A 21,742-nucleotide genomic window follows, 5' to 3' on the forward strand; every position below is an offset into this window, starting at 1 on the left:
AACAAGCAATCGCACGGCGCTAGAATGCCGCCTGCCTAATGGATGGATTTTGATCGATGCTGAACGATCCCCGCTCCCACGGCCTCTGGGAAAAAACCGCTCCTCAGCCGCCCGTGACACCGGCGCTCGCAGGCGCTGTGAACGCCGACGTCGTGGTCGTGGGCGGAGGCTATACCGGCCTTTCCTCAAGTCTCCATCTGGCGGAAGCGGGCTCGAAGGTCGTGTTGCTGGAAGCCAAGGAGATCGGCTTCGGCGGTGCGGGCCGCAACGTCGGCCTCATCAACGCCGGCATGTGGGTCATGCCGGATGACCTTCCCGGTGTTCTCGGCCCGGTCTATGGCGAGCGGTTGCTGGACCTGTTGGGCAACGCGCCGCGACTTGTAATGGAGTTGATCGACAAGCACGGCATCGCCTGCGAGCTTGAACGAAATGGCACGCTTCACGTCGCCGTTGGCGAAAGTGGCTTGAAGGAAATCGAGGATCGCGCGCGGCAATGGGCGGCACGCGGCGCTCCGGTGACGCTGCTGGACGCGGCGGAGACGGCCAAGCGTGTCGGCAGCAGCGCCTATACCGGGTCGTTGCTCGACATGCGCGCAGGCACACTTCAGCCGCTCGCCTACGCCCGCGGGCTTGCGCATGCGGCCGTCAAGGCTGGCGTTTCAATCCACACGTCGAGCCCGGTCATCGGAACTGAGCGGAAGGGCAATCGCTGGACCGTGAGGACTGCAAAGGGAGAGGTTACGGCCGACTGGATCATCGTGGCGACGGACGCCTACAGCACAGGCCCTTGGGAAGCGGTACGCAACGAGCAGGTCCATCTGCCCTATTTCAATCTTGCAACCCGGCCGCTCAGCGACAATTTGCGCCGCTCGATCCTTGCCGGGCGCGAAGGCGTTTGGGATACGAAGGAAATCCTCTCCTCCTATCGCATGGACCAGGCGGGACGCTTGGTCTTCGGCAGCGTCGGTGCGCTGCGCAACACCGGGCTTCAAATCCACACGGCCTGGGCCAAACGGTCCTTGAAAAAGCTCTTTCCGCAGCTTGGCGATGTCGAGTTCGAATGCGAGTGGTACGGCAAGATCGGGATGACCGACAATGCGCTGCCCCGCTTCCACAGGTTTGCGCCCAATGTTGTGGGCTTCTCCGGCTACAACGGTCGCGGGATCGCGCCCGGCACGGTGTTTGGCCGCACGCTCGCCCAGCTCATCCTGGGGCAGACGACGGAAGCGGACTTGCCACTGCCCCTTACAGCACCGTCCGAACCTAGCTTCCGCGCGGTGAAGGAAATGTGGTACGAAGCCGGCGCCCAAGTGGCCCATTTCGCAGACGCCCGATTTTGAGAACCGAGGTTGACCCCATGACCATCTCTGCACTTGATCTCGCCACCGAGACGAAAAAACTGCTCACGGAACTGGGCGTCGGCGCTGATCGCTATACCGGCGGCACGCTTCGCGTTACCTCTCCGGTCACCGGCAAGGAGATCGGTGCGCTGAAGGAGCATTCTGCTTCAGAAGCAATGGACGCCATCGAGGTTGCACACAAGGCATTCCTCGAATGGCGGGCCGTCCCGGCACCGAAGCGCGGCGAACTCGTGCGCCTGCTCGGCGAAGAGCTCCGCTTGGCAAAATCCGCTCTCGGCCGCCTCGTCTCGATCGAGGTTGGCAAGATCACATCCGAGGGGCTCGGCGAGGTCCAGGAAATGATCGACATCTGCGACTTTGCCGTCGGCCTGTCCCGCCAGCTCTACGGTCTGACCATTGCCACCGAGCGCTCCGAACACCGGATGATGGAAAGCTGGCACCCCTTGGGCGTGGTCGGCATCATCTCGGCCTTCAATTTCCCGGTCGCCGTCTGGTCGTGGAATGCTGCCCTGGCGTTGGTTTGCGGTAATTCGACAGTCTGGAAGCCGTCTGAGAAGACGCCGCTGACAGCGCTTGCCGTTCAGGCGCTGTTTGAGAAGGCATTGAAGCGGTTCGTTGCCGAAGGGGGCGCGGCACCTTCGAACCTGTCGACGTTGCTCATTGGTGGACGCGATGTCGGGGAAGTGCTTGTCGACCATCCCAAGGTGCCGCTCGTCTCGGCGACCGGTTCGACGGCCATGGGCCGCGTTGTTGGTCCCCGCCTGTCACAGCGCTTTGCGCGATCCATCCTCGAGCTCGGCGGCAACAATGCAGCGATCATCTGCCCGACGGCCGATCTTGACCTGACGCTGCGTGGCGTTGCCTTTTCGGCCATGGGCACGGCCGGTCAACGCTGCACAACGCTGCGTCGCCTGTTCGTGCACGAGAGCGTCTATGACAAGCTCGTTCCACGCCTGCAGAAGGCCTATGGCTCGGTGTCGATCGGCAACCCACTGGAAACGGGGACGCTTGTCGGGCCTCTAATCGACAGGCAGGCCTTTACGAACATGCAGTCGGCTCTTGAGCAAGCGAAGGCTGCCGGTGGCAAGGTTACCGGTGGCGAGCGCGTCGAGAACGGTGCGGGAGACGCCTTCTACGTCCGGCCGGCGCTCGTTGAGATGCCTGTTCAGGCCGGCCCCGTCGAGCATGAGACATTTGCGCCGATCCTCTACGTGATGAAGTACACGGATTTCGATGAGGCTCTGGAACTGCACAACGCGGTGCCGCAGGGACTGTCTTCTTCGATCTTCACGAACGATATGCGGGAGGCCGAGACCTTCGTTTCTGCTCGCGGTTCGGACTGCGGTATTGCCAACGTCAACCTCGGTCCGTCCGGGGCCGAAATCGGTGGTGCCTTCGGCGGTGAAAAGGAAACTGGCGGCGGTCGCGAATCCGGTTCGGACGCCTGGAAAGCCTACATGCGCAGGGCGACGAACACGGTCAACTACGGCAAGACGCTGCCACTTGCCCAGGGCGTCAAGTTCGACGTCGAATGATCGTTGCTGCATTGCAGCCGAACGGGTGATGACATAACACGTCATCACCCTTTTTCGTTTTGCAGGTTGCCATGCATTTCACCCTAGCTGCGGCGGAAACGCTCGTTGTCGATGCCTTGACGCGCAATCGTGTGGACGAGGCCAATGCGCGCTCGGTCGCCAGGGCACTCGTTGCCGCCGAAGCTGCTGGACAAGGCGGTCATGGCCTGCGCCGGGTCGAGGCCTATACAAAACAGGCGAAGGCAGGCAAGGTCGACGGATTTGCCAGGCCGCAGCTCGAACGGCAGTTTCCCGCCGTCGTGCGCATCGATGCCTGCCATGGCTACGCCTATCCAGCCTTTGATCTTGCCGCTGCGGCGCTTCCGGAGATCGTCAGGGAACAAGGTATTGCCTTGGCAGCAATACACCGTTCGCACCACGCCGGCGTGCTTGCCTTGACCGTCGAGCGCTTTGCGGACATGGGGCTTGTCGCTCTGATGGTCGCCAACGCCACGGCGTCCATGGCGGCCTGGGGCGGGCGCAAACCCGTCTTTGGAACGAATCCGATCGCGTTCGCCGCGCCGATCCCGGAGGCCGACCCGCTCGTTATTGACCTGGCCCTTTCGCGCGTCGCCCGCGGCAAGGTGATGGCTGCGCGCCAGAAAGGCGTCGCTATCCCTGCGGATTGGGCCTTTGACCGCAATGGCCAGCCGACGACGGATGCGGTTGCGGCACTCGAGGGGACGATGGCCCCATCCGGCGAAGCCAAGGGGGCAGCGCTGGCGATGATCGTCGAATTCCTCGCCGGCGCACTGACCGGGGCCAATTTCTCGTTCGAGTCCTCCTCGCTTTTTGACGACAAGGGTTCGGCGCCCGGCCTCGGGCAGATGCTTGTCGTGATCAACCCTGTCGCCAGCGGTGGAAAGGGCGTGGCGGAACGGCTGGCCAGGCTGGTGGACGAGATTTCATCCGACCCCGGAGTGCGGCTTCCGGGGCGTCGCGGCCAAACTGCCCGACGCCAGGCGCTGGAGCATGGCATCGATGTCGAGGACGAAGTGATTGCGACGATCTGCGAGCTCTAGAACGATTCTAAAGTTGATCAATGGTTTCAAGTATTTGTGATATTTGTGCCATCACTAAAACTTGAAATTCCAAATCAACAAAAATATACGGCTCATCATCCCGGGATCCCCGGTGAAACATCATGGAGGGCTTCATGACAACTTCCCTTAATCGCCTTTCCGGCGCGCTGGCGCTTGCCGCCTCGCTCGTTGCCGCAACTTCGCTGGCCACCGGCGCCGCTGTCGCGCAGGAATCCGAAGGTATCGTCGTCTACAATGCGCAACACGAGAGCCTCGGGCGCGAGTGGATCGATGCGTTCACCAAGGCAACCGGCATCAAGGTAACGGTACGCCAGGGCAGCGACATGCAGCTCGCCAACCAGATCGTGCAGGAAGGGGACGCGTCGCCGGCCGACGTATTCCTGACCGAGAACTCTCCGGCCATGACGCTGGTCGACGCCGCCGGCCTGTTTACACCGGTCGACAAGGAAACCCTCGAGCAGGTCCCAGAGCAATATCGTCCGTCTGACGGCATGTGGACCGGCATTGCCGCCCGTTCGACGGTTTTTGCATACGACAAGACGAAGCTGACCGAAGACAAGTTGCCGAAGTCGCTGCTCGACCTCGCGGATCCTGCCTGGAAGGGTCGTTGGGGCGCTGCGCCTGCTGGTGCCGACTTCCAGGCGATCGTCAGCGCCTTGCTCGAGCTCAAGGGCGAGGAAGCGACCGCAGCCTGGCTCAAGGCGCTCAAGGAAAACTCCACGCCATATAAGGGCAACAGCGTCGCCATGAAGGCGGTCAATGCCGGCGAAGTCGAGGGTGCGGTGATCTATCACTACTACTGGTTCGGCGATCAGGCGAAGACCGGTGAGAACAGCAAGAACGTTGCCCTGCACTACTTCAAGAACCAGGATCCCGGCGCCTTCGTCAGCATTTCCGGCGGCGGCGTTCTGAAGTCGAGCCAGCATGCCAAGGAGGCTCAGGCCTTCCTCAAATTCGTCACCGGCAAGCCGGGCCAGGACATCCTCAAGAACGGCACGTCCTACGAATATGCGGTCGGCAAGGATGCAGCATCGAATGAGAAGCTCGTTCCGCTGGCTGATCTCGATGCACCGAAGGTCGATGCAGCCAACTTGAACAGCAAGAAGGTGACGGAACTGATGACGGCCGCCGGCATCATCTAAGTCTTTCTGTCACGGGCCCGGGGGCTAAAACTGTTGCTTTTGGCTCAAGAAAAACGTAGGGCATGACGAAATCGGCAACCGCCTTTCATAGGCGGTTGCCTTCCTTTTTCAGCGTATAAAGGCGGCAGGCCTTGCTGCAGGACAACAGATTGCTTGTTCCCGGTCATGAAAGGCCGATGGTGCGGCCGGTGGCGGGAATAGATCGGCTGCGGGCGCGTTTGCCCCACGCTTCCGTCATTCTCTTTGCTTCCGTCGTGGCGCTGTTCAGCCTGGTTCCGCTTGGTTTCATCGGCTGGATAACCTTTGATGTCGGCTGGCAGACCGTCAAGGAATTGGTGTTTCGTGCGCGCGTTGGCGAACTGCTTGTCAATACGGTGCTGCTGGAAGCCTTTACCATTCCGCTGTCGATCGCCCTTGCCGTAACGCTGGCCTGGCTGGTCGAACGGACGGACATCCCCTTCGCCCGGCTTTGGTCGTGGTTGGCGGTTGCGCCGCTGGCGGTGCCGGCCTTTGTCCATAGCTACGCCTGGATCAGCGTCGTTCCCGGCATGCGTGGGCTGCAGAGCGGTGTCTTCGTTTCCGTACTGGCGTACTTTCCGTTTCTCTATCTGCCGGTTGCCGCTGCCTTGCGCCGGCTGGATCCAGCCATCGAGGACGCGGCCTCTTCCCTTGGCCTCGGACCGTGGCGCTTGTTCTTCCGCACCATCCTGCCGCAGTTGCGCTTCGCCATCTGCGGCGGTTCGCTGCTGATCGGGCTGCACCTGCTGTCGGAGTACGGCCTCTTCGTGATGATCCGTTTCGACACTTTCGCAACAGCGATCGTCGACCAGTTCCAATCCGCCTATAACAGCCCGGCCGCCAACATGCTGGGTGGCGTTCTTGTCGCTTGCTGCCTGCTTCTGCTAGGTCTTGAAATCCTGTTGCGCGGCAATGAGCGGTATGCCCGCGTTGGATCCGGTTCTGCGCGGCCCGCGGATCGCCGCCGGCTCGGCGGGTTCATAGTGCCTGCGATCATACTGCAGGTGGGTCTGGCGGCTTTGACGCTCGGTGTTCCCTTGGTGACGCTGGTGCGGTGGCTCTATCTCGGCGGCCTCGAGGTCTGGCGCGTCGACACGGTTGGCAATGCGTTTGTGCAAACCATTATTCTTGCCATCGCCGGCGGCGTGCTTGCCACGATTGCCGCCGCGCCGATGGCCTGGCTTTCGGTCCGAGCGCCAGGGCGTCTGCAGCGCCTGCTCGAGGCCTGCCACTACTATGTCGGCTCGCTGCCGGGCGTGGTCGTCGCGCTCGCGCTGGTGACGATTACCGTCCGGCTTGTTCTGCCCCTGTACCAGACCTTCGCGACCCTCGTTGCTGCCTACATCCTGCTGTTCCTGCCGCGCGCCATGGTGGGCCTGCGCGCCAGCATCGCCCAAGCGCCCGTGGAGCTCGAGCGTGCTGCAATGGGTCTTGGCCGGACACCTGCCCAGGCCGTGCGACAGATCACCATGCGGCTGGCCGCGCCGGGCGCGGCCGCCAGCGTTGCGCTCGTCGGTCTCGGCATTACCAACGAGCTCACCGCGACATTGATGCTGGCGCCAAACGGGGTGGAGACTCTTGCGACGAAGTTCTGGTCGCTGACCAGCGAGATCGACTACGTGGCGGCGGCGCCTTACGCATTCATGATGGTCGTGCTATCGCTGCCCCTCACCCTTCTTCTCTATGCCCAATCGAAACGGACTGCCGGACAATGACGCTGCTTACGATCGATCGCATCAGCAAGCGCTATGGGCATGTCCAGGCATTGCAGGACATTTCACTCGATGTCGCCGCCGGAAGCCGCACCGCCGTTGTCGGGCCGTCAGGGTCGGGCAAGACGACGCTGCTGCGCATCATCGCCGGCTTCGAGCAGCCCGACGATGGCCGTGTGACGCTTGACGGCGAGCTTCTGGCCGATGGTCCGGTAGCGGTGCCTGCGCACAAGCGAGGCATCGGGATCGTGTCGCAGGACGGGGCGCTGTTTCCGCATCTGAGCGTTGCCGACAATATCGGTTTTGGCTTCGAGCGCGGCGCGCCCGATCGCGAACGACGCATTATCGACCTGCTCGATATGGTCGAGCTTGACCGCAACATGCTCGCCCGCCGGCCGCACCAGCTTTCCGGCGGCCAACAGCAGCGTGTGGCACTTGCCCGCGCGCTCGGCCGCAAGCCGCGTCTGATGTTGCTCGATGAACCGTTTTCGGCGCTCGATACCGGTCTGCGCGAGAATATGCGCAAGGCGGTGGCCCGCGTTCTTCAGTCCGCAGGCATCACCGCGATCCTCGTTACGCATGATCAGGCGGAGGCTCTCTCCTTTGCGGATCAGGTTGCCGTCCTGCGGGAAGGCAAGTTGATCCAGGCCGGGTCGCCGCAATCGGTTTACCTGCAGCCCCTCGATCGGGAGACAGCTCTGTTTCTCGGAGACGCGGTGATGCTTCCAGCCATCGTTCGCGACGGCTTTGCCGATTGTGCGCTCGGCCGTGTCGCCGTCGACGGCGGCCATAAAGGCAAGGTCGAGATCATGCTGCGGCCCGAACAGATCAGGGTCGTTCCCGATGAAAGCGCGCAGACCTATCGTGGACGGGTCGTCGAAGTGGAATTCGGCGGGGCGACCTGCACCGTCGCCGTGTCGCTTGAAGGCGTTGCCCTTCCGCCGATCATGATCAAGACGTCAAGCGTGGCGCTTCCCGAGCGCGGAGATCATGTCCGCCTCGACATCGCCGGCAAGGCGCATGTTCTCGGAAGTCGCTGATCAGGCGATCTTCCGTTCGGAACTCTCGCCTTCCGACAACCAGCCACCGCTAAATCCCGCCAACTCGAGACCGCGTCGGATGACCGGTGAGCGCCGCATCAGACCCCAGATGAGGTCGGAGCGGTCATTCTCGATCGTCATGACCAGTAGGCCCTGGTCGATGCCGACGCAGCGATCGTCGACCCAACCTTCAGGTCGCTTGGTCTTGACGGTCGGGTTGAATCCACCGGGGAAGCGATCCTCGTAGAGCAGGTTCGGATAGGTGGACATCAGGGCGCGAAGGCCATCGAGCGAGGCCTGGCGGTCATATGGGAGCGATGCAAGCGCTGCCCACGGTGCGATTGTGCCATCATCCGGCCCGAGCGGTGCGCCACGCGCGGCATAGCCGAGCACGCGCGGATGGCGACCGCCGCGCATGTTGCGGGTCGGAGGCGGGCCATCCGAGGCGGACAGTCCCCAGATGTCCTTGTTGTAGCCGACGAAGTGGCCGGGATTGCGCTCGGCGTAGTCCCGCTGTACGGCGATCGATATCTGCGTGTTGCGGAAATAATCCCAGTTGCGGTCGGCCATCGCCTTGTCCTGGATTCCACGGAAATCGATCCAGGCATGCGAAAAGAAGTGAATGAAGAGCGGGCCGGCATAGACGTAAGGTTGGTCGCCGAACAGCATCCACGAATAGCTCGCGGTAAAGGCATCGTAGCTCGACGCCGGGATCGGATGTGTCGGGGAAGCGAGGGCCAGCGTATAAAGCAGGATCGCTTCGTCGTAGCCCTGCCAGCGCCAACGCAGGAAGCCGCTGCCCGGCTTCCAGCCCATGCAGATGGTCTGGCCCTTGTTCAGCGCCCAGTGCCAGTCGATTCTCTCGTAGACCAAACTCGCGAGCCTGCGGATCTCCGTCTCGTCTTCGGTGTTGCGGTCGAAATAGGCCGCGGCGGTCAACATGCCTGCGACGAGAAGCGTGGTGTCGATCGTCGACAACTCGCTGTTCCAGGCGCGGTGGCCGGTGTCCATGTGCAGGAAGTGATAGAAGAAGCCGCGATAGCCGATCGCGTGCCGCTCACGACCTTGGTGGCCGTTGGCAAAGAAGCAGAGCGTCTTCAGCGTGTATTCGATCGCGTCGGAGCGCTGCATCCAGCCGCGCTCGACTGCGACGGGATAGGACGACAGGGAAAAGCCGACCGCAGCGATGCTGCAGGGAACGCCCGCGATGGAGGTGTCCGCGACCAGCCCGTTTTCGGGATTGTAGTGTTTCGGAAAATAATTGAATGCGCCTTGCTGAAGCCTGTCGATCAGTGCGGCATCCGTTTCCTCGGTCCGTTGTAACATACGTGCCAAGCCTAACTTGTTGTCCAGTCCCCGGTTCAACATGGTGAAGCACGATCCGCAAATCAATCATTTTTGAAGGCGCTGCGACCGAACGACCCGTCGACCGTTCTGCTCTGCTACCGACCCAATGGCATTTCCACACTGCGCCAAGGTGCGGTGGCAGCAAGCCACTGCCGCGTTCGTGTCTCCGGATCGGGGTTCAGGGTAATATCGGTCACGACGGCAGCGCTGTCGGCGCCCTGAGAAAAAACGCCCTCGATCCGATCGACGTTCAACCCGCCGATGGCGACGAGCGGCAGGTCACCGACGCGCGACTTCCATAGGCGCAGGCGTTCCGGTCCTTGCGGCGACCATTTCATCTGCTTGAGAATGGTCGGATAGATCGGACCGAGCGCGATATAGTCCGGCTTTGCCGCCAGCGCCGTCTCAAGTTCCGCATCGTCGTGGGTGGACAGCCCGAGCTTCAGGCCGGCGGCACGAATGGCGCCGAGATCGGCCGCTTCCAGATCTTCCTGACCGAGGTGGACGAAATCGCATCCTTGTTCGATGGCAAGCTGCCAGTAGTCGTTGACGATGAGCTGACAGCCATGCTTAGCGCAAATTGCTTTCGCGGTTCGGATTTCGGTGCGTAGCTCGGCCGTCTCTTTATCCTTGATCCTGAGCTGCACGAGCTTGACGCCGAGCGGCACCAGCCGTGCGATCCATTCGGTGCTATCGACGATGAGATAGAAGGGATCGAGCTTCATGCAAATACGGCCTTTCCGATGATGGGTGTCGAGGGAACCGCGACATCACGCGGTTCGAGCATGCCCGCACCGAAAGCCTCGCGGCCGGACTCGATCGCCCTGGCAAACGCGCCCGCCATGGCCACGGGGTCGCCGGCGCCGGCAACAGCGGTGTTCAAGAGGACGGCATCGAAGCCGAGCTCCATGACGGTCGCCGCATGTGATGGCCGCCCGATCCCGGCATCGATAATGAGCGGAATGTCTGGGAAATGTGCGCGCATCGAACGCAACGCCGAGAGGTTGAGCGGTCCCGCGGCACTCCCGATCGGGGCGCACCATGGCATCAATACCCGGCAACCCGCTTCGAGCAGCTTCTCGGCCACCACGAGGTCGTCGGTCGTGTAGGGAAAGACCTCAAAGCCGTCGGCGGAAAGAATGCGGGCGGCTTCCACCAAGCCGAAAACATCAGGCTGAAGCGTATCGTGATTGCCGATCACCTCCAGCTTGATCCAATTGGTGCCGAAAAGCTCGCGCGCCATCTTGGCTGTCAGCACGGCCTCGGAGACGCCATGGCAGCCAGCCGTGTTCGGCAGAACCCGAACGCCGAGTGCCCGTATCATCTCGAAGAAGGCACCGCCGCTTCGTCCGCCGGCGGTCTCGCGGCGGAGCGAGACGGTGACGATCTCGGTTCCCGATCGCTTGACGGCCGCCGCGAGGATCGCGGGTGAAGGATACCGTGCGGTGCCGAGAAGCAGGCGGGAGGAGACTACGGTGTCGAAGAGCGTCAGCATGGTCAGCCTCCCTGCATCGGCGACAGGATTTCGATCCGGTCGTTGTCGTTGAGCGCGTGGTCGGCGCGGTCCTCACGGTGGACGATTTCGCCGTTGACGGCGGTCGCCAACCAGTCGCCTTCGTATTCCATCAGCGTCAGCAGTTCGGACAAGGTTGGCGCAGCGAGGTCGTGATACTCGCCGTTAACGATCAGTTTCATCGGCAATTTCCTCCTGGTTCGGTTCTGGAGAAGACAAGGTCCACAGCTTCCTGCGCCATGGTAGGCGCCAGCAGGAAGCCGTGGCGATAGAGGCCGTTGAGCACGACCGCCTCGGCCTCGCGGGTCACGCGTGGAAAATTGTCGGCGAATGCCGGCCGGATGCCCGCGCCGGTTTCGATAACGGTAGCGTCCGCAAAGGCGGGATGCACAGCGTAGGCGGCGTTCAGCAGTTCCATCATCGAACGCGCCGAGATGGGACCGGCGAACTCGGTCTCGATCATGGTGGCGCCCACCATGAACAGGCCACTTCCACGCGGAACGATATAAACGGGGAAGCGCGGATGCAGCAGGCGAACGGGTCTGGCGAGGCCGACCTCGGGCGTGTGTAGATAGAGCATTTCGCCGCGCACGCCGCGAAGCCCGCTCGTTTGCCCAATGCGTGCTGCGCCCGTGCAATCGACGATGTCGTCGTAGCCGGTGGTCTCGGCCACTTGGCCGATGAATGCTACGCCCCGAGCGGCGAGCTTTTCTCGCAGCAGACCCAGCACTCGTCTCGGATCGAGATGTCCTTCCAGCGGGAAGAACAGAGCACGCCTGAAGCGGCCTGCGAGAGCCGGCTCCAATGGGCCGATCTGCTCCTCGCCCAGCCATTCATGGCCGCTGGTGCGGCTGGCAAAGCGATCGAGTTCACCCTGGTCGCGCGCGGGGGCAACGACCAGCGTGCCGTTTCGGTGTACCTCGCCGGGCAGCATCATGTCCCACCGATCGATGGCACCGCGGCCACGCAGCGAGACGGCTTCGTCCGCGCCTTCACGCTCACACCACGGTGCCAGCATGCCGCCCGCGAGCCATGAGGCTGCCTGGCCGAAATCTGGATTCGGATCCATAACGGTGACGTCAGCACTGCGAAGAGTGAGTTCGTGCGCGACCGTGAGGCCGGCAACGCCGGCCCCTTTGACGAGGACATGCATCTCAGTCACGCGACTCTTGGATGGTATCGATCGGCATATAGAGATCGCCACCCTCGCGGTATTTCGCCGCCATGGCGTCGAGCCCTTCTTTCTGCGCTTCAGCGCGGATGTCGTGCGAAATCCGCATTGAGCAGAACTTCGGGCCACACATGGAGCAGAAGTGCGCCACCTTGTGCGCTTCCTTCGGCAGCGTCTCGTCGTGGAAGCTGCGGGCCGTCTCCGGATCGAGCGACAGGTTGAATTGATCCTCCCATCGGAATTCGAAGCGGGCGCGCGACAGCGCATCATCGCGCGATTGAGCTGCCGGGTGACCCTTGGCGAGATCGGCAGCGTGGGCGGCGATCTTGTAGGTGATGACGCCGGTCTTCACGTCGTTGCGGTCGGGGAGACCCAGATGCTCCTTCGGGGTGACGTAGCAAAGCATCGCCGTACCGAACCAGCCAATCATCGCAGCACCGATGCCCGAAGTGATGTGGTCATAGCCCGGGGCGATATCTGTCGTCAGTGGTCCCAGCGTGTAGAAAGGCGCCTCGCCGCAGACGGCGAGCTGCTTGTCCATGTTTTCCTTGATCTTGTGCATCGGGACATGGCCCGGGCCCTCGATCATGACTTGGCAGTCCTTGGCCCAGGCGATCTTCGTCAGTTCGCCGAGGGTCTCCAGCTCGGCGAATTGTGCGGCGTCGTTGGCGTCGGCAATCGAACCCGGACGCAGGCCGTCGCCGAGCGAGAAGGAGACGTCATAGGCGCGGCAGATGTCGCAGATCTCCTCGAAATGCTCGTAAAGGAAGCTTTCGCGATGGTGATGAAGACACCACTTGGCCATGATAGAGCCGCCGCGTGAAACGATGCCGGTGACGCGGTTGACCGTAAGTGGGATGTAGTGAAGCCGCACGCCGGCATGGATCGTGAAATAGTCGACGCCCTGCTCCGCCTGCTCGATGAGTGTATCGCGATAGACCTCCCAGGTCAGGTTCTCGGCGATACCCTCGACCTTCTCCAGCGCCTGATAGAGCGGCACGGTGCCGATCGGCAGCGGCGAGTTGCGGATGATCCATTCGCGGATGTTGTGGATGTTGCGGCCGGTGGAGAGATCCATCACGGTGTCGGCGCCCCAGCGCGCGGCCCAGACCATCTTCTCGACCTCTTCGGCCATCGAGGAGGTGACGGCGGAGTTGCCGATATTGGCATTGATCTTCACCAGGAAGTTCCGGCCGATGATCATCGGCTCGGCTTCCGGGTGGTTGATGTTGGCGGGGATGATGGCGCGGCCGGCGGCGACTTCCTGTCGGACGAATTCCGGGGTGACGTGATCGGGAATATGGGCGCCGAAGCTCTCACCGTCGCGCACAATTGCCTCGGCCTTAGCCTTGCGGCCGAGATTTTCGCGGATGGCGATGAACTCCATCTCGGGCGTGATGATACCGGCGCGCGCATAGGCGAGCTGGGTCACGGCCTTGCCGTCCTTGGCGCGGAGCGGTTGGCGCTTGGCGGGAAATTCCGGCGTCAGCCGCTCGCCGCTGGCAAAGCCGTTATCCTCGGGGCGCACCTGGCGACCCCGATAGGCTTCGACGTCGCCGCGCGCGAGCACCCAGCTGCGGCGCAGTTCCGGAAGCCCCTGCTCGATGCTGATGTCAGCGCCTTCGACCGTATAGATGCCGGAGGAATCATAGACCGTGACCGGTGGCTCGCCCGATGTCGGGTGGACGCTGATTTCGCGCATCGGCACGCGGACATCGGGGTGAATGTCCCCAGGGATGTAGATTTTCCGAGAGGCCGGTAGGGGCCCTGTTGTGACGGTCGGGGTGATGGTCTTTGCGGCAATATTCATGGTTTGAGGCTCCAAGTTTCAAGTTTGGAGACCCAGTCCTCAGCCGGAATGATGAAAAGACGCCGGCACGGATTCCGCGCGTGAATCCAATGCCTTCGAGCGCTTGCACCGTCCCTACGCCAGTATGAACTGGATCAGGTTCAACGGGTCACTGCGCACGATAGCAGTATCTCAGCCCCTTGCCGGGACCCCCCTGGTGAATGCGAAAAGGTTAGAGCCAGAGCAGCAAAGCTGTCAAGCCGACTGCCGTAACTACATGGAAAGGTCCAGAACGCGGCCCTCGAAGAGGCGGCTCTGCGAACCCTCAAGATGCGCCTTCATCAAAGCCCGCGCGTCTTCCGCACGTCCTTCGACGATGGCGAGGTAGATCTTGTTGTGCTCCTCGTAGACCTGCTCGAGGCCCTGACGCGGACCAAGGAGCGATAGGCCGTGAAGGTGCATGCCGACAGCGATGTGAGCCTTCAGGGCGTCGATCGAGGCCGTGTAGTAGTGGTTGTTGGCGGCTTCGGTGACGGCCCGATGGAAGGTGAAGTCGGCGTCGGTGCGATGAAGCTGGTGACTGGTCGCCTCGCGCAGATCGGCGAGTGCTGCCGCAATCTTCTGGATCGCCGCCTCGTCACGGCGCTTGGCAGCAAAGTAGGCGGCGGCAGGCTCGATCGTCAGGCGAAACTCGTAGCAGCGCTGGATGTCGGCGATCGTCTTCACCGGAGAATAGGAGAGCTGCGTCGTCGGCGAACCGTGGGCGCTGACGAAGGTGCCGGCTCCCTGACGGGCATAGACGATACCTTGATCGCGCAACCGCGCCAAGGCGTCGCGCACGATCGGACGCGAGACGCCGAGCATCGATGCAAGCTCATGCTCACCGGGAAGCCGCGAATCCGGCGGATAGTTTCCCGAGCGGATACGCTCCTGCAATTGGTCGAAGACGCGATCGACCAGCTTGACAGCCTTGCCGCGCTCCGGCTTGGCTGCCGAGGCCGTCTGGGCTTTCGCCGATACACCGCTACCTTCGTCCACCTTCACTCTCCCCGTCGGCATGTCCTATGCCGCCTGATTCTGTGCAATCAGTCTTACCAAACTATCAGAATTACCGAAGCCCCCGGACTTCACCGCGCAACGGAAAAGCAGGCCGTCTGCCGTTACGACGTCGAACCACGGAATACCCGCCTCGATTTCGCCCTGCGGCCTCAGGACCCGAATGTCGAGCGCGCGAAAAACCGCGAGCGCCGTATCGCCCCCGCCGACCATCAGCATGTCCGGGCGCGTCATCTCTATGGCCGATTTTACGCCTTTCGCGAAGCGGTCGGCAACTGTCGCAGCCTCGCTGGTGATTTCGCCGGTGCAGCGAAGGAGAATCGGCAAGCCAAATCGCGCTTCGGGAGGCACTGCTCCCATGGGGGCATCAATGGTTGCGGCGAGGCATTCGGTGCCTTCCAGCCTGGCCATTTGTGCTGTTGTGATCGGGTCGCGGGAGCCGAAGGCGAAGACGGTCCGGCTCGATGCGGCAAACGCTTTGCTTGTCCTGTTCGGCTGCCCGATCTTGCGGGCAAGTGCGGCTCCGATACCGCGGGCGCCGACGGCAAGGGCGTTTGTCCAGTCGTGTGCCTCAACCACTTGGTCGAGATCGCCGTCCGTTTCGGCATCGCGGACCAGCACCTCGATGTCACTTGCGTCAAAAAGCTCGGCAATCGGCAGCGGCCGATCGACACCACGACCGACGACGTGACCGTTGCGGGTCAAACGCTCTTGATCGGGAATGGCTGGTGCCACCACGATTGCCTCGTGACCGAAGGAGGCAGCCAAAGCAGCGCTTTCCGCTGCAACGTTCCCCTTAAGCCGGGAGTCGATCTTTTTCAGAACGATTTGAGGCGAGGCGGCAAGAAGGGCCTTCGCCGCAGCGCTGACCCTTCCTGCCGCTTCCTCCTCCGGGAGAGCTCTCGAAGCCGTGTTGACCACCACGACCTCGCAACCGGTCGCAAGCGTTTCCGATATGGCCCCGACGTCGATCGCGACCGCGACGGAAAGTCCGGCGTCGACAAAGGGGGTTCCCGTGTCGAGCGCGCCGGTCAAATCGTCAGCGATGATCGCGACCTTCAGCGTCATGCAGTCTGTCCTGAGTTGACAGCGTGGCAGGCGACGAGATGGCCAGGCTTAGCTTCCTTCCATTCCGGCACGACCTTGCTGCACACGTCCATGGCGATCGGGCAGCGCGAGTGGAAGCGGCAGCCGCTCGGTGGGTTGAGCGGGCTCGGCACGTCGCCCTGCAGGATCTGGCGCTTGCGCGTGCGCTCCAGCTCCGGATCGGTTTCCGGAACGGCTGACAGCAGTGCCTTGGTGTAAGGGTGCAGCGGGTTCTCGAACAGCTCCTCGCGCGTCGCAAGTTCCGCCAGGCGGCCGAGATACATGACGCCGACGCGGGTACTGATATGTCGGACAACAGCCAGGTCGTGGGCGATGAAGAGGTAAGTCAGGCCATACTTCTCCTGCAGATCGAGCAGGAGATTAATAATCTGCGCCTGTATCGAGACGTCGAGCGCCGAGATTGCTTCGTCGCAGACGATGAATTTAGGCTGGCAGGCAAGTGCGCGAGCGATGACGACGCGCTGTCGCTGGCCGCCGGACAGCTCATGCGGATAGCGCTGCGCAAAGCGCGTCGGCAGGCCGACGTCGGTCAGCAGGGTGGCGATCTTGTCCTTGAGCTCCGCTTTGGTGCAGAGCTTGTGGAAGAGGATCGGTTCGCCGACTGCCTCACCGATCGTCATGCGCGGGTTGAGCGTCGAATAAGGATCCTGAAAGACGATCTGCAGGTCGCGGCGGAAGGGCCGCATCTGTTTTTCATCAAGGGTCGCGAGATCCTGGCCCTTGTAGACGACCTTGCCTGATGTCGCCTTGTAGAGGTTGAGGATAGTGAAGCCGGTCGTCGACTTGCCGCAGCCGGATTCGCCGACAAGCGAGAGGGTTTCGCCTTCCATGATGTCGAGGTTGACGTTGTCGAGCGCATAGACGGTCGCCGAGCGCTCGCCGAAGGCGCCGAGCTTGACGTGGAAATGCTTGACGAGGTTTTCGACCTTGAGCAGCGGCTGTGCACCCATCACGCAGCCTCCTGCATTTTCTGGACGACGAAGCAGGCTGTGCGGTGGTTTCCGGCGCCTGATAGCGGTTCGAGTTTCGGCACGCGCTCGTGGCAGACGGCTTCCGCCAGCGGACAGCGTGGGGCAAAGGGGCAGCCCTTGGGGCGGCGGCCCGGCTCCGGTGGCGTCCCGCCGATGGACGAAAGCCGGCTTGCCGGCGCATCCGAGAGCTTCGGGATCGAGGCGAGCAGACCGCGCGTATAGGGGTGGCTGGGGCGGGCATAAAGCTCGTCAACCGGTGCATCCTCGACGACGGTTCCGGCATAAAGCACGGCGACACGATCGACGAGACCGGCAATCAGCGCCAGGTCGTGGGTAATCCAGACAACCGACATGCCGAGCTTGGCGCGCAGATCCTTCACCAGATCGACGATCTGAGCCTGAATGGTGACGTCGAGTGCCGTCGTCGGCTCGTCGGCGATCAGCAGTTTCGGATTGCAGGCAAGGCCGATCGCGATCATCACACGTTGGCGCATGCCGCCGGAGAGTTCATGCGGATAAGCCTGCAGGCGCTCTTCCGGCCCGGGAATGCCGACGAGGCGTAGCAGTTCGACAGCGCGTACGCGCGCATCGGCCTTCTTCATCCCGCGATGATAGATCAAGGGCTCGCAGATCTGGTCGCCGATGCGCATCACCGGGTTAAGCGAGGTCATCGGATCTTGGAAGACGAAGCCGATATCGCCGCCGCGCACCTTGCGCAGTTCCTTGTTCGACATCTTCTGCAGGTCGTGGCCGTCGAAGCTCGCGGATCCCTTGGTGACTCTGATCTTGTTCGGCAGAAGCCGCATCAGGCTCAGCATGGTCAGGCTCTTGCCACAGCCGGATTCGCCGACCACACCAAGCGTCTCGCCCTTGTTGACGTGCAGATCGATGCCATCGACGACGACCGCCGGGCCGTTTCTGCCATCGATTTCGACCGTCAGGCCGCGGACATCGAGGAGTTTTTCGTTGGATCGGGTGGTGTTCATCACTTCGAACCCCGCGGATTGAGTGCGTCGTTGAGGCCATCGCCGAGGAAGCTGAAGGCGACCGAGGCAAGACCGAGAACGGCTGCCGGGGCGGCCAGCAGATGCGGATAGTGCTGCCAGACGCGCAGACCGTCCGAGATCATGTTGCCCCAGCTTGGGGTCGGCGGGTTGACGCCGATGCCGAGGAAGCTGAAGGCGCTTTCCAGAACCATCGCAGTGCCAAGGCCGGCGCTGACGGAGACGATCAACGGGCCAAGCGCATTCGGAATGACGTAGCGTTTCATGATGATCCAGTTCGAAAGGCCGAGCGCCTGCGCGGCCGTGATGTAGGGCCGGCTCCGGATCGACAGGACCTGGGCGCGAACGAGGCGCGCATAGGGCGGCCAGGAGATCAAGGCCATCGAGCCGAAGACCAGAATGAAGTCGACCCAGATGGTCTGGCGATAGAAGGGATTGAGCGTCGCCAGATACTGCGCCTCCATCCATTTGGTGATGGGGGACTTCAGCGATGCATTGATGACCACGACGAGGAGCAGGTTCGGCACCGACATGGTCATGTCCGTCAGCCACATGATGACGCGGTCGAACGGATTGCCGAAGAAGCCAGCGATCGCGCCAAGGATCGTGCCGATAAACACGGCGATGACGGTGACAATGACTGCGACCAGGAAGGCCGTGCGGGTGCCGAAGACGACTCGGCTGAACACGTCGCGGCCGAGGTCGTCGGTGCCGAAGAGATGTTGCAGCGATGGAACGGCGTTGCGGGCCTGTAGATCCTGGCTCAGGTAGTCGTAGGGCGTCAGATACGGGCCAAAGATCGCGGTGAAGGCGAGGATTGCCACGACGATCAGGCCGAAGACGGCAAGCTTGTTGCGCTTCAGGCGATACCAGGCGTCGCGCCACAGGCTGACGGGTGCTTCTTCCTGAGCTGCGACGGGAGAGAGAGGGATGGCGGACATGGTCAGCGGCTCCTTCTTGCATCGTTGGCACGCGGATCAAGCAGCGGATAGAGAACGTCGACCAGAAGGTTCGAGATCATCACCAGGAAGGATCCGATGAGCGTGATCGCCAGAATGACGGGGTAGTCGGAATTGGTCAGCGCCTGCACGGTCAGGCGACCGAGGCCGGGAAGACCGAAGACGAGCTCCACGAAGATCGCGCCGTTGACAATGGTGATCATGATCAGGCCGAGCTGTGTCACGACGGGCGTCAGCACCGGGCGCAGGATATGGCGCAGCGCTACGACCATCTCGGGCACGCCCTTGGCGCGGGCGGTGCGGACGAAATCTTCAGACAGTACCTCGATGACGGCGGCGCGTGTTTGGCGGACGATCAGCGCGATCGGCTGAAATGAGAGCACGATGAGCGGCAACAGGATGCGCACATCGAAAACACCACCCCAGCCATACGGCACCTTGACCATCGGCAGCAGCACGATAAGGCCGACCATGAGCAGCGGGCCGGCGACATAGGCCGGGATCGCCCACAGAAAGAGCGCGCTGCCGAGGATCGTATAATCGAGGCGGCTGTTCTGGTTCATCGCCGCGATCATGCCAAGCGGAATGGCGATAACAGTCGTCAGGATGATGGAACAGAGCGCAAGCTTGAAAGAAACGGGGGCTGCAGCCGACACCATCGCCCAGACCGAGCGGCCTGATGTCAGCGAGTTGCCGAACTGGCCATGCAGCAGGTTCCAGATGTAAAGGGCGAACTGCTCGATGAAGGGCCTGTTCAGGCCGGCACTTTCGCGGATGGCTTCGATGCGCTGCGGATTGTAGGCGACATCGCCGGGTGCGCGCAGAAAGATCAACTTGATCGGATCGCCGGCGCCGTAGAAGGCCAGCGCGTAGACGGCCAGCATCACGATCAGCACGGACGGAATCCAGATGGCAAACCGGGTCAGCACGTAGCGTAACAAGGTCATCTCCCACCGGTTGGCAGACACCTTCCGCATCAACGCGGACATGTGATGTCTTCTTGAAACTTGCGCGAAGGCCTTGCGGTCTTCGCGCGGTTGCTAATATGCCCGAGGGCTATCTGTTTCAGAGTTTCGTGCCGGCTCAGCCGATCGAAATGTCCCAGGGCGCCACGACCTGCCAGTCGAGGTTCTTCTCCATTCCCTTGACCTCTTTGGTGGCCCAGCGGGACATCGCCTGAGAATACCACGGAATGAATGCCCAATCGTCGCGGAATGCCTTCTGAGCATCCTGGGCGAGCTTGACGCGCTGCGGATCATCGACGGCTTTCGTCGCCGCTTCGGCAAGTGCCGCATCGACCTTGTCGTTCTTGTAGCCGCCAAGCTTGTTCTGTGCGTTCGACGAGGTCGAGGCGATGCAGCCGGCGAGATAGGAAACGGCATCGGGAACACGAGTGCCGACGTCGTCGCGGAAGATCTGGACGGCGTTCTGGTCCGGACCGGCATAGGAGTCCTGCTGCGGCTTCATGTCGACGGCCGTGATGCCAAGGTTCTGGCGCCACTGCTCGGCAATGAACTGGGCGGCAGCCTCGATAGCTGGGGCGGAAATGCCGACGAAGAGGATCTTCGGCAGGCGCTCGGGACCACCATAGGTCGATTCGGCAAGCAGCTTCTTTGCTGCGGCTGGATCGTACGGATAGGGCTCGAAGCCGGAGTTTTCGGCGCCGGGAACGGAATTCAGGATCTGGTCGGCCTTCTTGTGCGGACCGTCAGGATAGGAAGCCTTGAAGAGGCCGTCACGATCGATTGCCATGATCAATGCCTGGCGAACCTTCGGATCGTCCATCGGTGCGCGGGTGACGTTGAACCAGAAGTGCTGGCTGGTCGGGATCAGCGGACCGGCGGAGAATTCGGGGCCGAGGTCCTGGATAATCGTCGAGGTGACCAGTTCCGTGTGTGCGTTGAACTCGCCGGACTTGATGAGCGACGTCGCGGTGACGTTGTCTTCGATCGAGGTGATTTCGATGCGCGCGAGCTTCGGCTTCGGGCCAAAGAAGTTCTCGTTCGGCTCGAATACCAGCTTGCCGGCGTCGATGTCGATGCTCGTCAGCTTGAACGGGCCGGAATAGACGGCGCTGCTGTCGGGCTTGTACCAGTCCGCCACTTCCTCGCCGTCACTACCACGAGACTGCGCGGCCTTGGTGATCGGTGCGATATGGTTGGCAAGGCGCATGAAGAAGATCGGGTCGGCTTCCGCCAGCGTCACGACGACGGTGCCTTCGTCAGGCGTGGCGACGCCCGTCAGCTCGTTGCCGGAACCGGCGCCGATTTCCTTGTAACCCTGAACCTTGCCCAGTACCTGGTCGGCACGCTGGCTCTTGGTGTTGGGCATGGAGGCCACTTCCCAGGATCCCTTGACATCAGCCGAGGTGATCTTGCTGCCATCCGAGAAGACAGCCTTGGGATCGATCTTGAAGGTCCAGACCTTGTTGTCGGTCGACTCCCAACTGGTGAAGACGTATGGCTTGATCTTGCCTTCGCTGTCGAAATACATCGGCGAGGCCCACCAGATCGAATTCCAGCGGAACGGAACGCCGCCGCCGCGCAGCGGCGACCAATCCTGGTTGAAGGCCGGATTGGCAACCTTCAACACCTGACCGTCATCGGCCAGCACGATGCGAGCATTCATGCCGAAGATTGTGAGGCCGACGCCGGCGGCGAGGCCAAGCTTCAACGCGTCGCGACGCGACACCTGCGCTTTCTGCGCAATATTCCCTTCATTCCGATCAGTCATCGTGTCCTCCCATGACAAAATCAGTGACGGCACCACTTTCACTCTGTTCCCGAAAGTGCGTCACGACATGGCGCAGACACTCGCGCGATAATGTAAATATGTCAATACAAATTAATCGATGGCGCTTGCGTCAAAAAGATCGAAATATTTTCTGTAATTTTTTCAATATGTTAAAAAATCGCAATCGAAGCTCTCCGTATTG

The 21,742-nt window shown here is 62.0% G+C and carries 18 protein-coding genes, 1 pseudogene and 1 riboswitch; of the genes and pseudogenes, 6 read left to right on the plus strand and 13 right to left on the minus strand.

Going from position 1 to position 21,742, the window contains the following annotated elements; genetic code table 11:
- The first annotated feature begins 56 nt into the window (after positions 1–56).
- The 6 genes and pseudogenes from AS026_RS29500 (at position 57) to AS026_RS29525 (ending at position 7,890) form a co-directional block, all read left to right on the plus strand.
- Positions 57–1,340, plus strand: coding sequence for an NAD(P)/FAD-dependent oxidoreductase (locus tag AS026_RS29500; RefSeq protein ID WP_062374004.1), 1,284 nt, complete (start codon positions 57–59; stop codon positions 1,338–1,340).
- 17 nt (positions 1,341–1,357) lie between these two features.
- On the plus strand, positions 1,358–2,896 hold the full coding sequence (amaB, locus tag AS026_RS29505; RefSeq protein WP_062374007.1) for an L-piperidine-6-carboxylate dehydrogenase: 1,539 nt from the start codon (positions 1,358–1,360) through the stop codon (positions 2,894–2,896).
- 71 nt (positions 2,897–2,967) lie between these two features.
- Positions 2,968–3,957 (plus strand): Ldh family oxidoreductase, encoded by a 990-nt coding sequence (locus AS026_RS29510; RefSeq protein ID WP_062374009.1) that lies wholly within the window; start codon positions 2,968–2,970, stop codon positions 3,955–3,957.
- Positions 3,958–4,091: 134 nt separating this feature from the next.
- Positions 4,092–5,120: an iron ABC transporter substrate-binding protein gene (locus AS026_RS29515; RefSeq protein WP_025658097.1), complete on the plus strand. Its 1,029-nt coding sequence runs from the start codon at positions 4,092–4,094 to the stop codon at positions 5,118–5,120.
- A 115-nt stretch (positions 5,121–5,235) separates the two neighbouring features.
- Positions 5,236–6,853 (plus strand): annotated as a pseudogene (locus AS026_RS29520) (ABC transporter permease).
- Positions 6,850–7,890, plus strand: coding sequence for an ABC transporter ATP-binding protein (locus AS026_RS29525; protein WP_062374012.1), 1,041 nt, complete (start codon positions 6,850–6,852; stop codon positions 7,888–7,890). Before AS026_RS29520 ends, AS026_RS29525 begins: the two are co-directional and overlap by 4 nt.
- Here AS026_RS29525 and AS026_RS29530 read toward each other — a convergent pair whose 3' ends face one another.
- The 13 genes from AS026_RS29530 to AS026_RS29590 form a co-directional block, all read right to left on the minus strand.
- Entirely contained in the window at positions 7,891–9,216 is a 1,326-nt protein-coding gene (locus AS026_RS29530) for a glucoamylase family protein (protein ID WP_062374015.1), read from the minus strand.
- A gap of 116 nt (positions 9,217–9,332) precedes the next feature.
- The gene (locus AS026_RS29535; protein ID WP_062374018.1) at positions 9,333–9,962 is read right to left on the minus strand and encodes a thiamine phosphate synthase; all 630 of its coding nucleotides are present in this window, start codon (positions 9,960–9,962) and stop codon (positions 9,333–9,335) included.
- Positions 9,959–10,732, minus strand: a complete 774-nt coding sequence (locus tag AS026_RS29540; protein ID WP_062374021.1) for a thiazole synthase — start codon at positions 10,730–10,732, stop codon at positions 9,959–9,961. Before AS026_RS29540 ends, AS026_RS29535 begins: the two co-directional genes overlap by 4 nt.
- A 2-nt stretch (positions 10,733–10,734) precedes the next feature.
- Positions 10,735–10,932, minus strand: a complete 198-nt coding sequence (gene thiS / locus AS026_RS29545) for a sulfur carrier protein ThiS (RefSeq protein ID WP_018855862.1) — start codon at positions 10,930–10,932, stop codon at positions 10,735–10,737.
- On the minus strand, positions 10,929–11,903 hold the full coding sequence (gene thiO, locus AS026_RS29550) for a glycine oxidase ThiO (protein WP_062374025.1): 975 nt from the start codon (positions 11,901–11,903) through the stop codon (positions 10,929–10,931). Before thiO ends, thiS begins: the two co-directional genes overlap by 4 nt.
- Before the next feature lies 1 nt (position 11,904).
- Positions 11,905–13,731, minus strand: a complete 1,827-nt coding sequence (thiC, locus tag AS026_RS29555; RefSeq protein ID WP_018855860.1) for a phosphomethylpyrimidine synthase ThiC — start codon at positions 13,729–13,731, stop codon at positions 11,905–11,907.
- 93 nt (positions 13,732–13,824) lie between these two features.
- Positions 13,825–13,936, minus strand: a riboswitch (TPP riboswitch).
- A 47-nt stretch (positions 13,937–13,983) separates the two neighbouring features.
- A complete protein-coding gene (locus AS026_RS29560) occupies positions 13,984–14,754 on the minus strand; it encodes a FadR/GntR family transcriptional regulator (protein WP_037214695.1) in 771 nt (256 codons plus the stop codon).
- Between the two features lie 18 nt (positions 14,755–14,772).
- The gene (locus AS026_RS29565) at positions 14,773–15,834 is read right to left on the minus strand and encodes a four-carbon acid sugar kinase family protein (protein WP_062374027.1); all 1,062 of its coding nucleotides are present in this window, start codon (positions 15,832–15,834) and stop codon (positions 14,773–14,775) included.
- Positions 15,831–16,823: an ABC transporter ATP-binding protein gene (locus AS026_RS29570; RefSeq protein WP_018855857.1), complete on the minus strand. Its 993-nt coding sequence runs from the start codon at positions 16,821–16,823 to the stop codon at positions 15,831–15,833. Before AS026_RS29570 ends, AS026_RS29565 begins: the two co-directional genes overlap by 4 nt.
- Positions 16,823–17,830 carry an ABC transporter ATP-binding protein gene (locus AS026_RS29575; protein ID WP_062374031.1) on the minus strand — a complete coding sequence of 336 codons (1,008 nt, stop codon included), beginning with the start codon at positions 17,828–17,830 and terminating at the stop codon, positions 16,823–16,825. The genes AS026_RS29570 and AS026_RS29575 overlap by 1 nt, the downstream gene beginning before the upstream one ends.
- Positions 17,830–18,789 carry an ABC transporter permease gene (locus AS026_RS29580; RefSeq protein WP_025658109.1) on the minus strand — a complete coding sequence of 320 codons (960 nt, stop codon included), beginning with the start codon at positions 18,787–18,789 and terminating at the stop codon, positions 17,830–17,832. The genes AS026_RS29575 and AS026_RS29580 overlap by 1 nt, the downstream gene beginning before the upstream one ends.
- A 2-nt stretch (positions 18,790–18,791) precedes the next feature.
- Complete coding sequence (locus AS026_RS29585) at positions 18,792–19,748, minus strand: ABC transporter permease (protein WP_025658110.1); 957 nt, start codon at positions 19,746–19,748, stop codon at positions 18,792–18,794.
- Between the two features lie 142 nt (positions 19,749–19,890).
- The gene (locus AS026_RS29590; RefSeq protein ID WP_062374034.1) at positions 19,891–21,540 is read right to left on the minus strand and encodes an ABC transporter substrate-binding protein; all 1,650 of its coding nucleotides are present in this window, start codon (positions 21,538–21,540) and stop codon (positions 19,891–19,893) included.
- Between the last annotated feature and the right edge of the window lie 202 nt (positions 21,541–21,742).

Origin of the sequence: Rhizobium altiplani (assembly GCF_001542405.1) — a bacterium.
Taxonomy (GTDB): Bacteria; Pseudomonadota; Alphaproteobacteria; order Rhizobiales; family Rhizobiaceae; genus Rhizobium; species Rhizobium altiplani.

What these genes read in the sequence shown, in the direction of transcription:
- thiS (WP_018855862.1), bottom strand. Translation starts at nt 10,932, where the DNA reads ATGAAACTGATCGTTAACGGCGAGTATCACGACCTCGCTGCGCCAACC.
- AS026_RS29565 (WP_062374027.1), bottom strand. Translation starts at nt 15,834, where the DNA reads ATGACGCTGAAGGTCGCGATCATCGCTGACGATTTGACCGGCGCGCTC.
- AS026_RS29540 (WP_062374021.1), bottom strand. Translation starts at nt 10,732, where the DNA reads ATGCTGACGCTCTTCGACACCGTAGTCTCCTCCCGCCTGCTTCTCGGC.
- AS026_RS29525 (WP_062374012.1), top strand. Translation starts at nt 6,850, where the DNA reads ATGACGCTGCTTACGATCGATCGCATCAGCAAGCGCTATGGGCATGTC.
- amaB (WP_062374007.1), top strand. Translation starts at nt 1,358, where the DNA reads ATGACCATCTCTGCACTTGATCTCGCCACCGAGACGAAAAAACTGCTC.
- AS026_RS29515 (WP_025658097.1), top strand. Translation starts at nt 4,092, where the DNA reads ATGACAACTTCCCTTAATCGCCTTTCCGGCGCGCTGGCGCTTGCCGCC.
- AS026_RS29590 (WP_062374034.1), bottom strand. Translation starts at nt 21,540, where the DNA reads ATGACTGATCGGAATGAAGGGAATATTGCGCAGAAAGCGCAGGTGTCG.
- AS026_RS29580 (WP_025658109.1), bottom strand. Translation starts at nt 18,789, where the DNA reads ATGTCCGCCATCCCTCTCTCTCCCGTCGCAGCTCAGGAAGAAGCACCC.
- thiC (WP_018855860.1), bottom strand. Translation starts at nt 13,731, where the DNA reads ATGAATATTGCCGCAAAGACCATCACCCCGACCGTCACAACAGGGCCC.
- AS026_RS29510 (WP_062374009.1), top strand. Translation starts at nt 2,968, where the DNA reads ATGCATTTCACCCTAGCTGCGGCGGAAACGCTCGTTGTCGATGCCTTG.
- AS026_RS29570 (WP_018855857.1), bottom strand. Translation starts at nt 16,823, where the DNA reads ATGGGTGCACAGCCGCTGCTCAAGGTCGAAAACCTCGTCAAGCATTTC.
- AS026_RS29535 (WP_062374018.1), bottom strand. Translation starts at nt 9,962, where the DNA reads ATGAAGCTCGATCCCTTCTATCTCATCGTCGATAGCACCGAATGGATC.
- thiO (WP_062374025.1), bottom strand. Translation starts at nt 11,903, where the DNA reads ATGCATGTCCTCGTCAAAGGGGCCGGCGTTGCCGGCCTCACGGTCGCG.
- AS026_RS29530 (WP_062374015.1), bottom strand. Translation starts at nt 9,216, where the DNA reads ATGTTACAACGGACCGAGGAAACGGATGCCGCACTGATCGACAGGCTT.
- AS026_RS29500 (WP_062374004.1), top strand. Translation starts at nt 57, where the DNA reads ATGCTGAACGATCCCCGCTCCCACGGCCTCTGGGAAAAAACCGCTCCT.
- AS026_RS29575 (WP_062374031.1), bottom strand. Translation starts at nt 17,830, where the DNA reads ATGAACACCACCCGATCCAACGAAAAACTCCTCGATGTCCGCGGCCTG.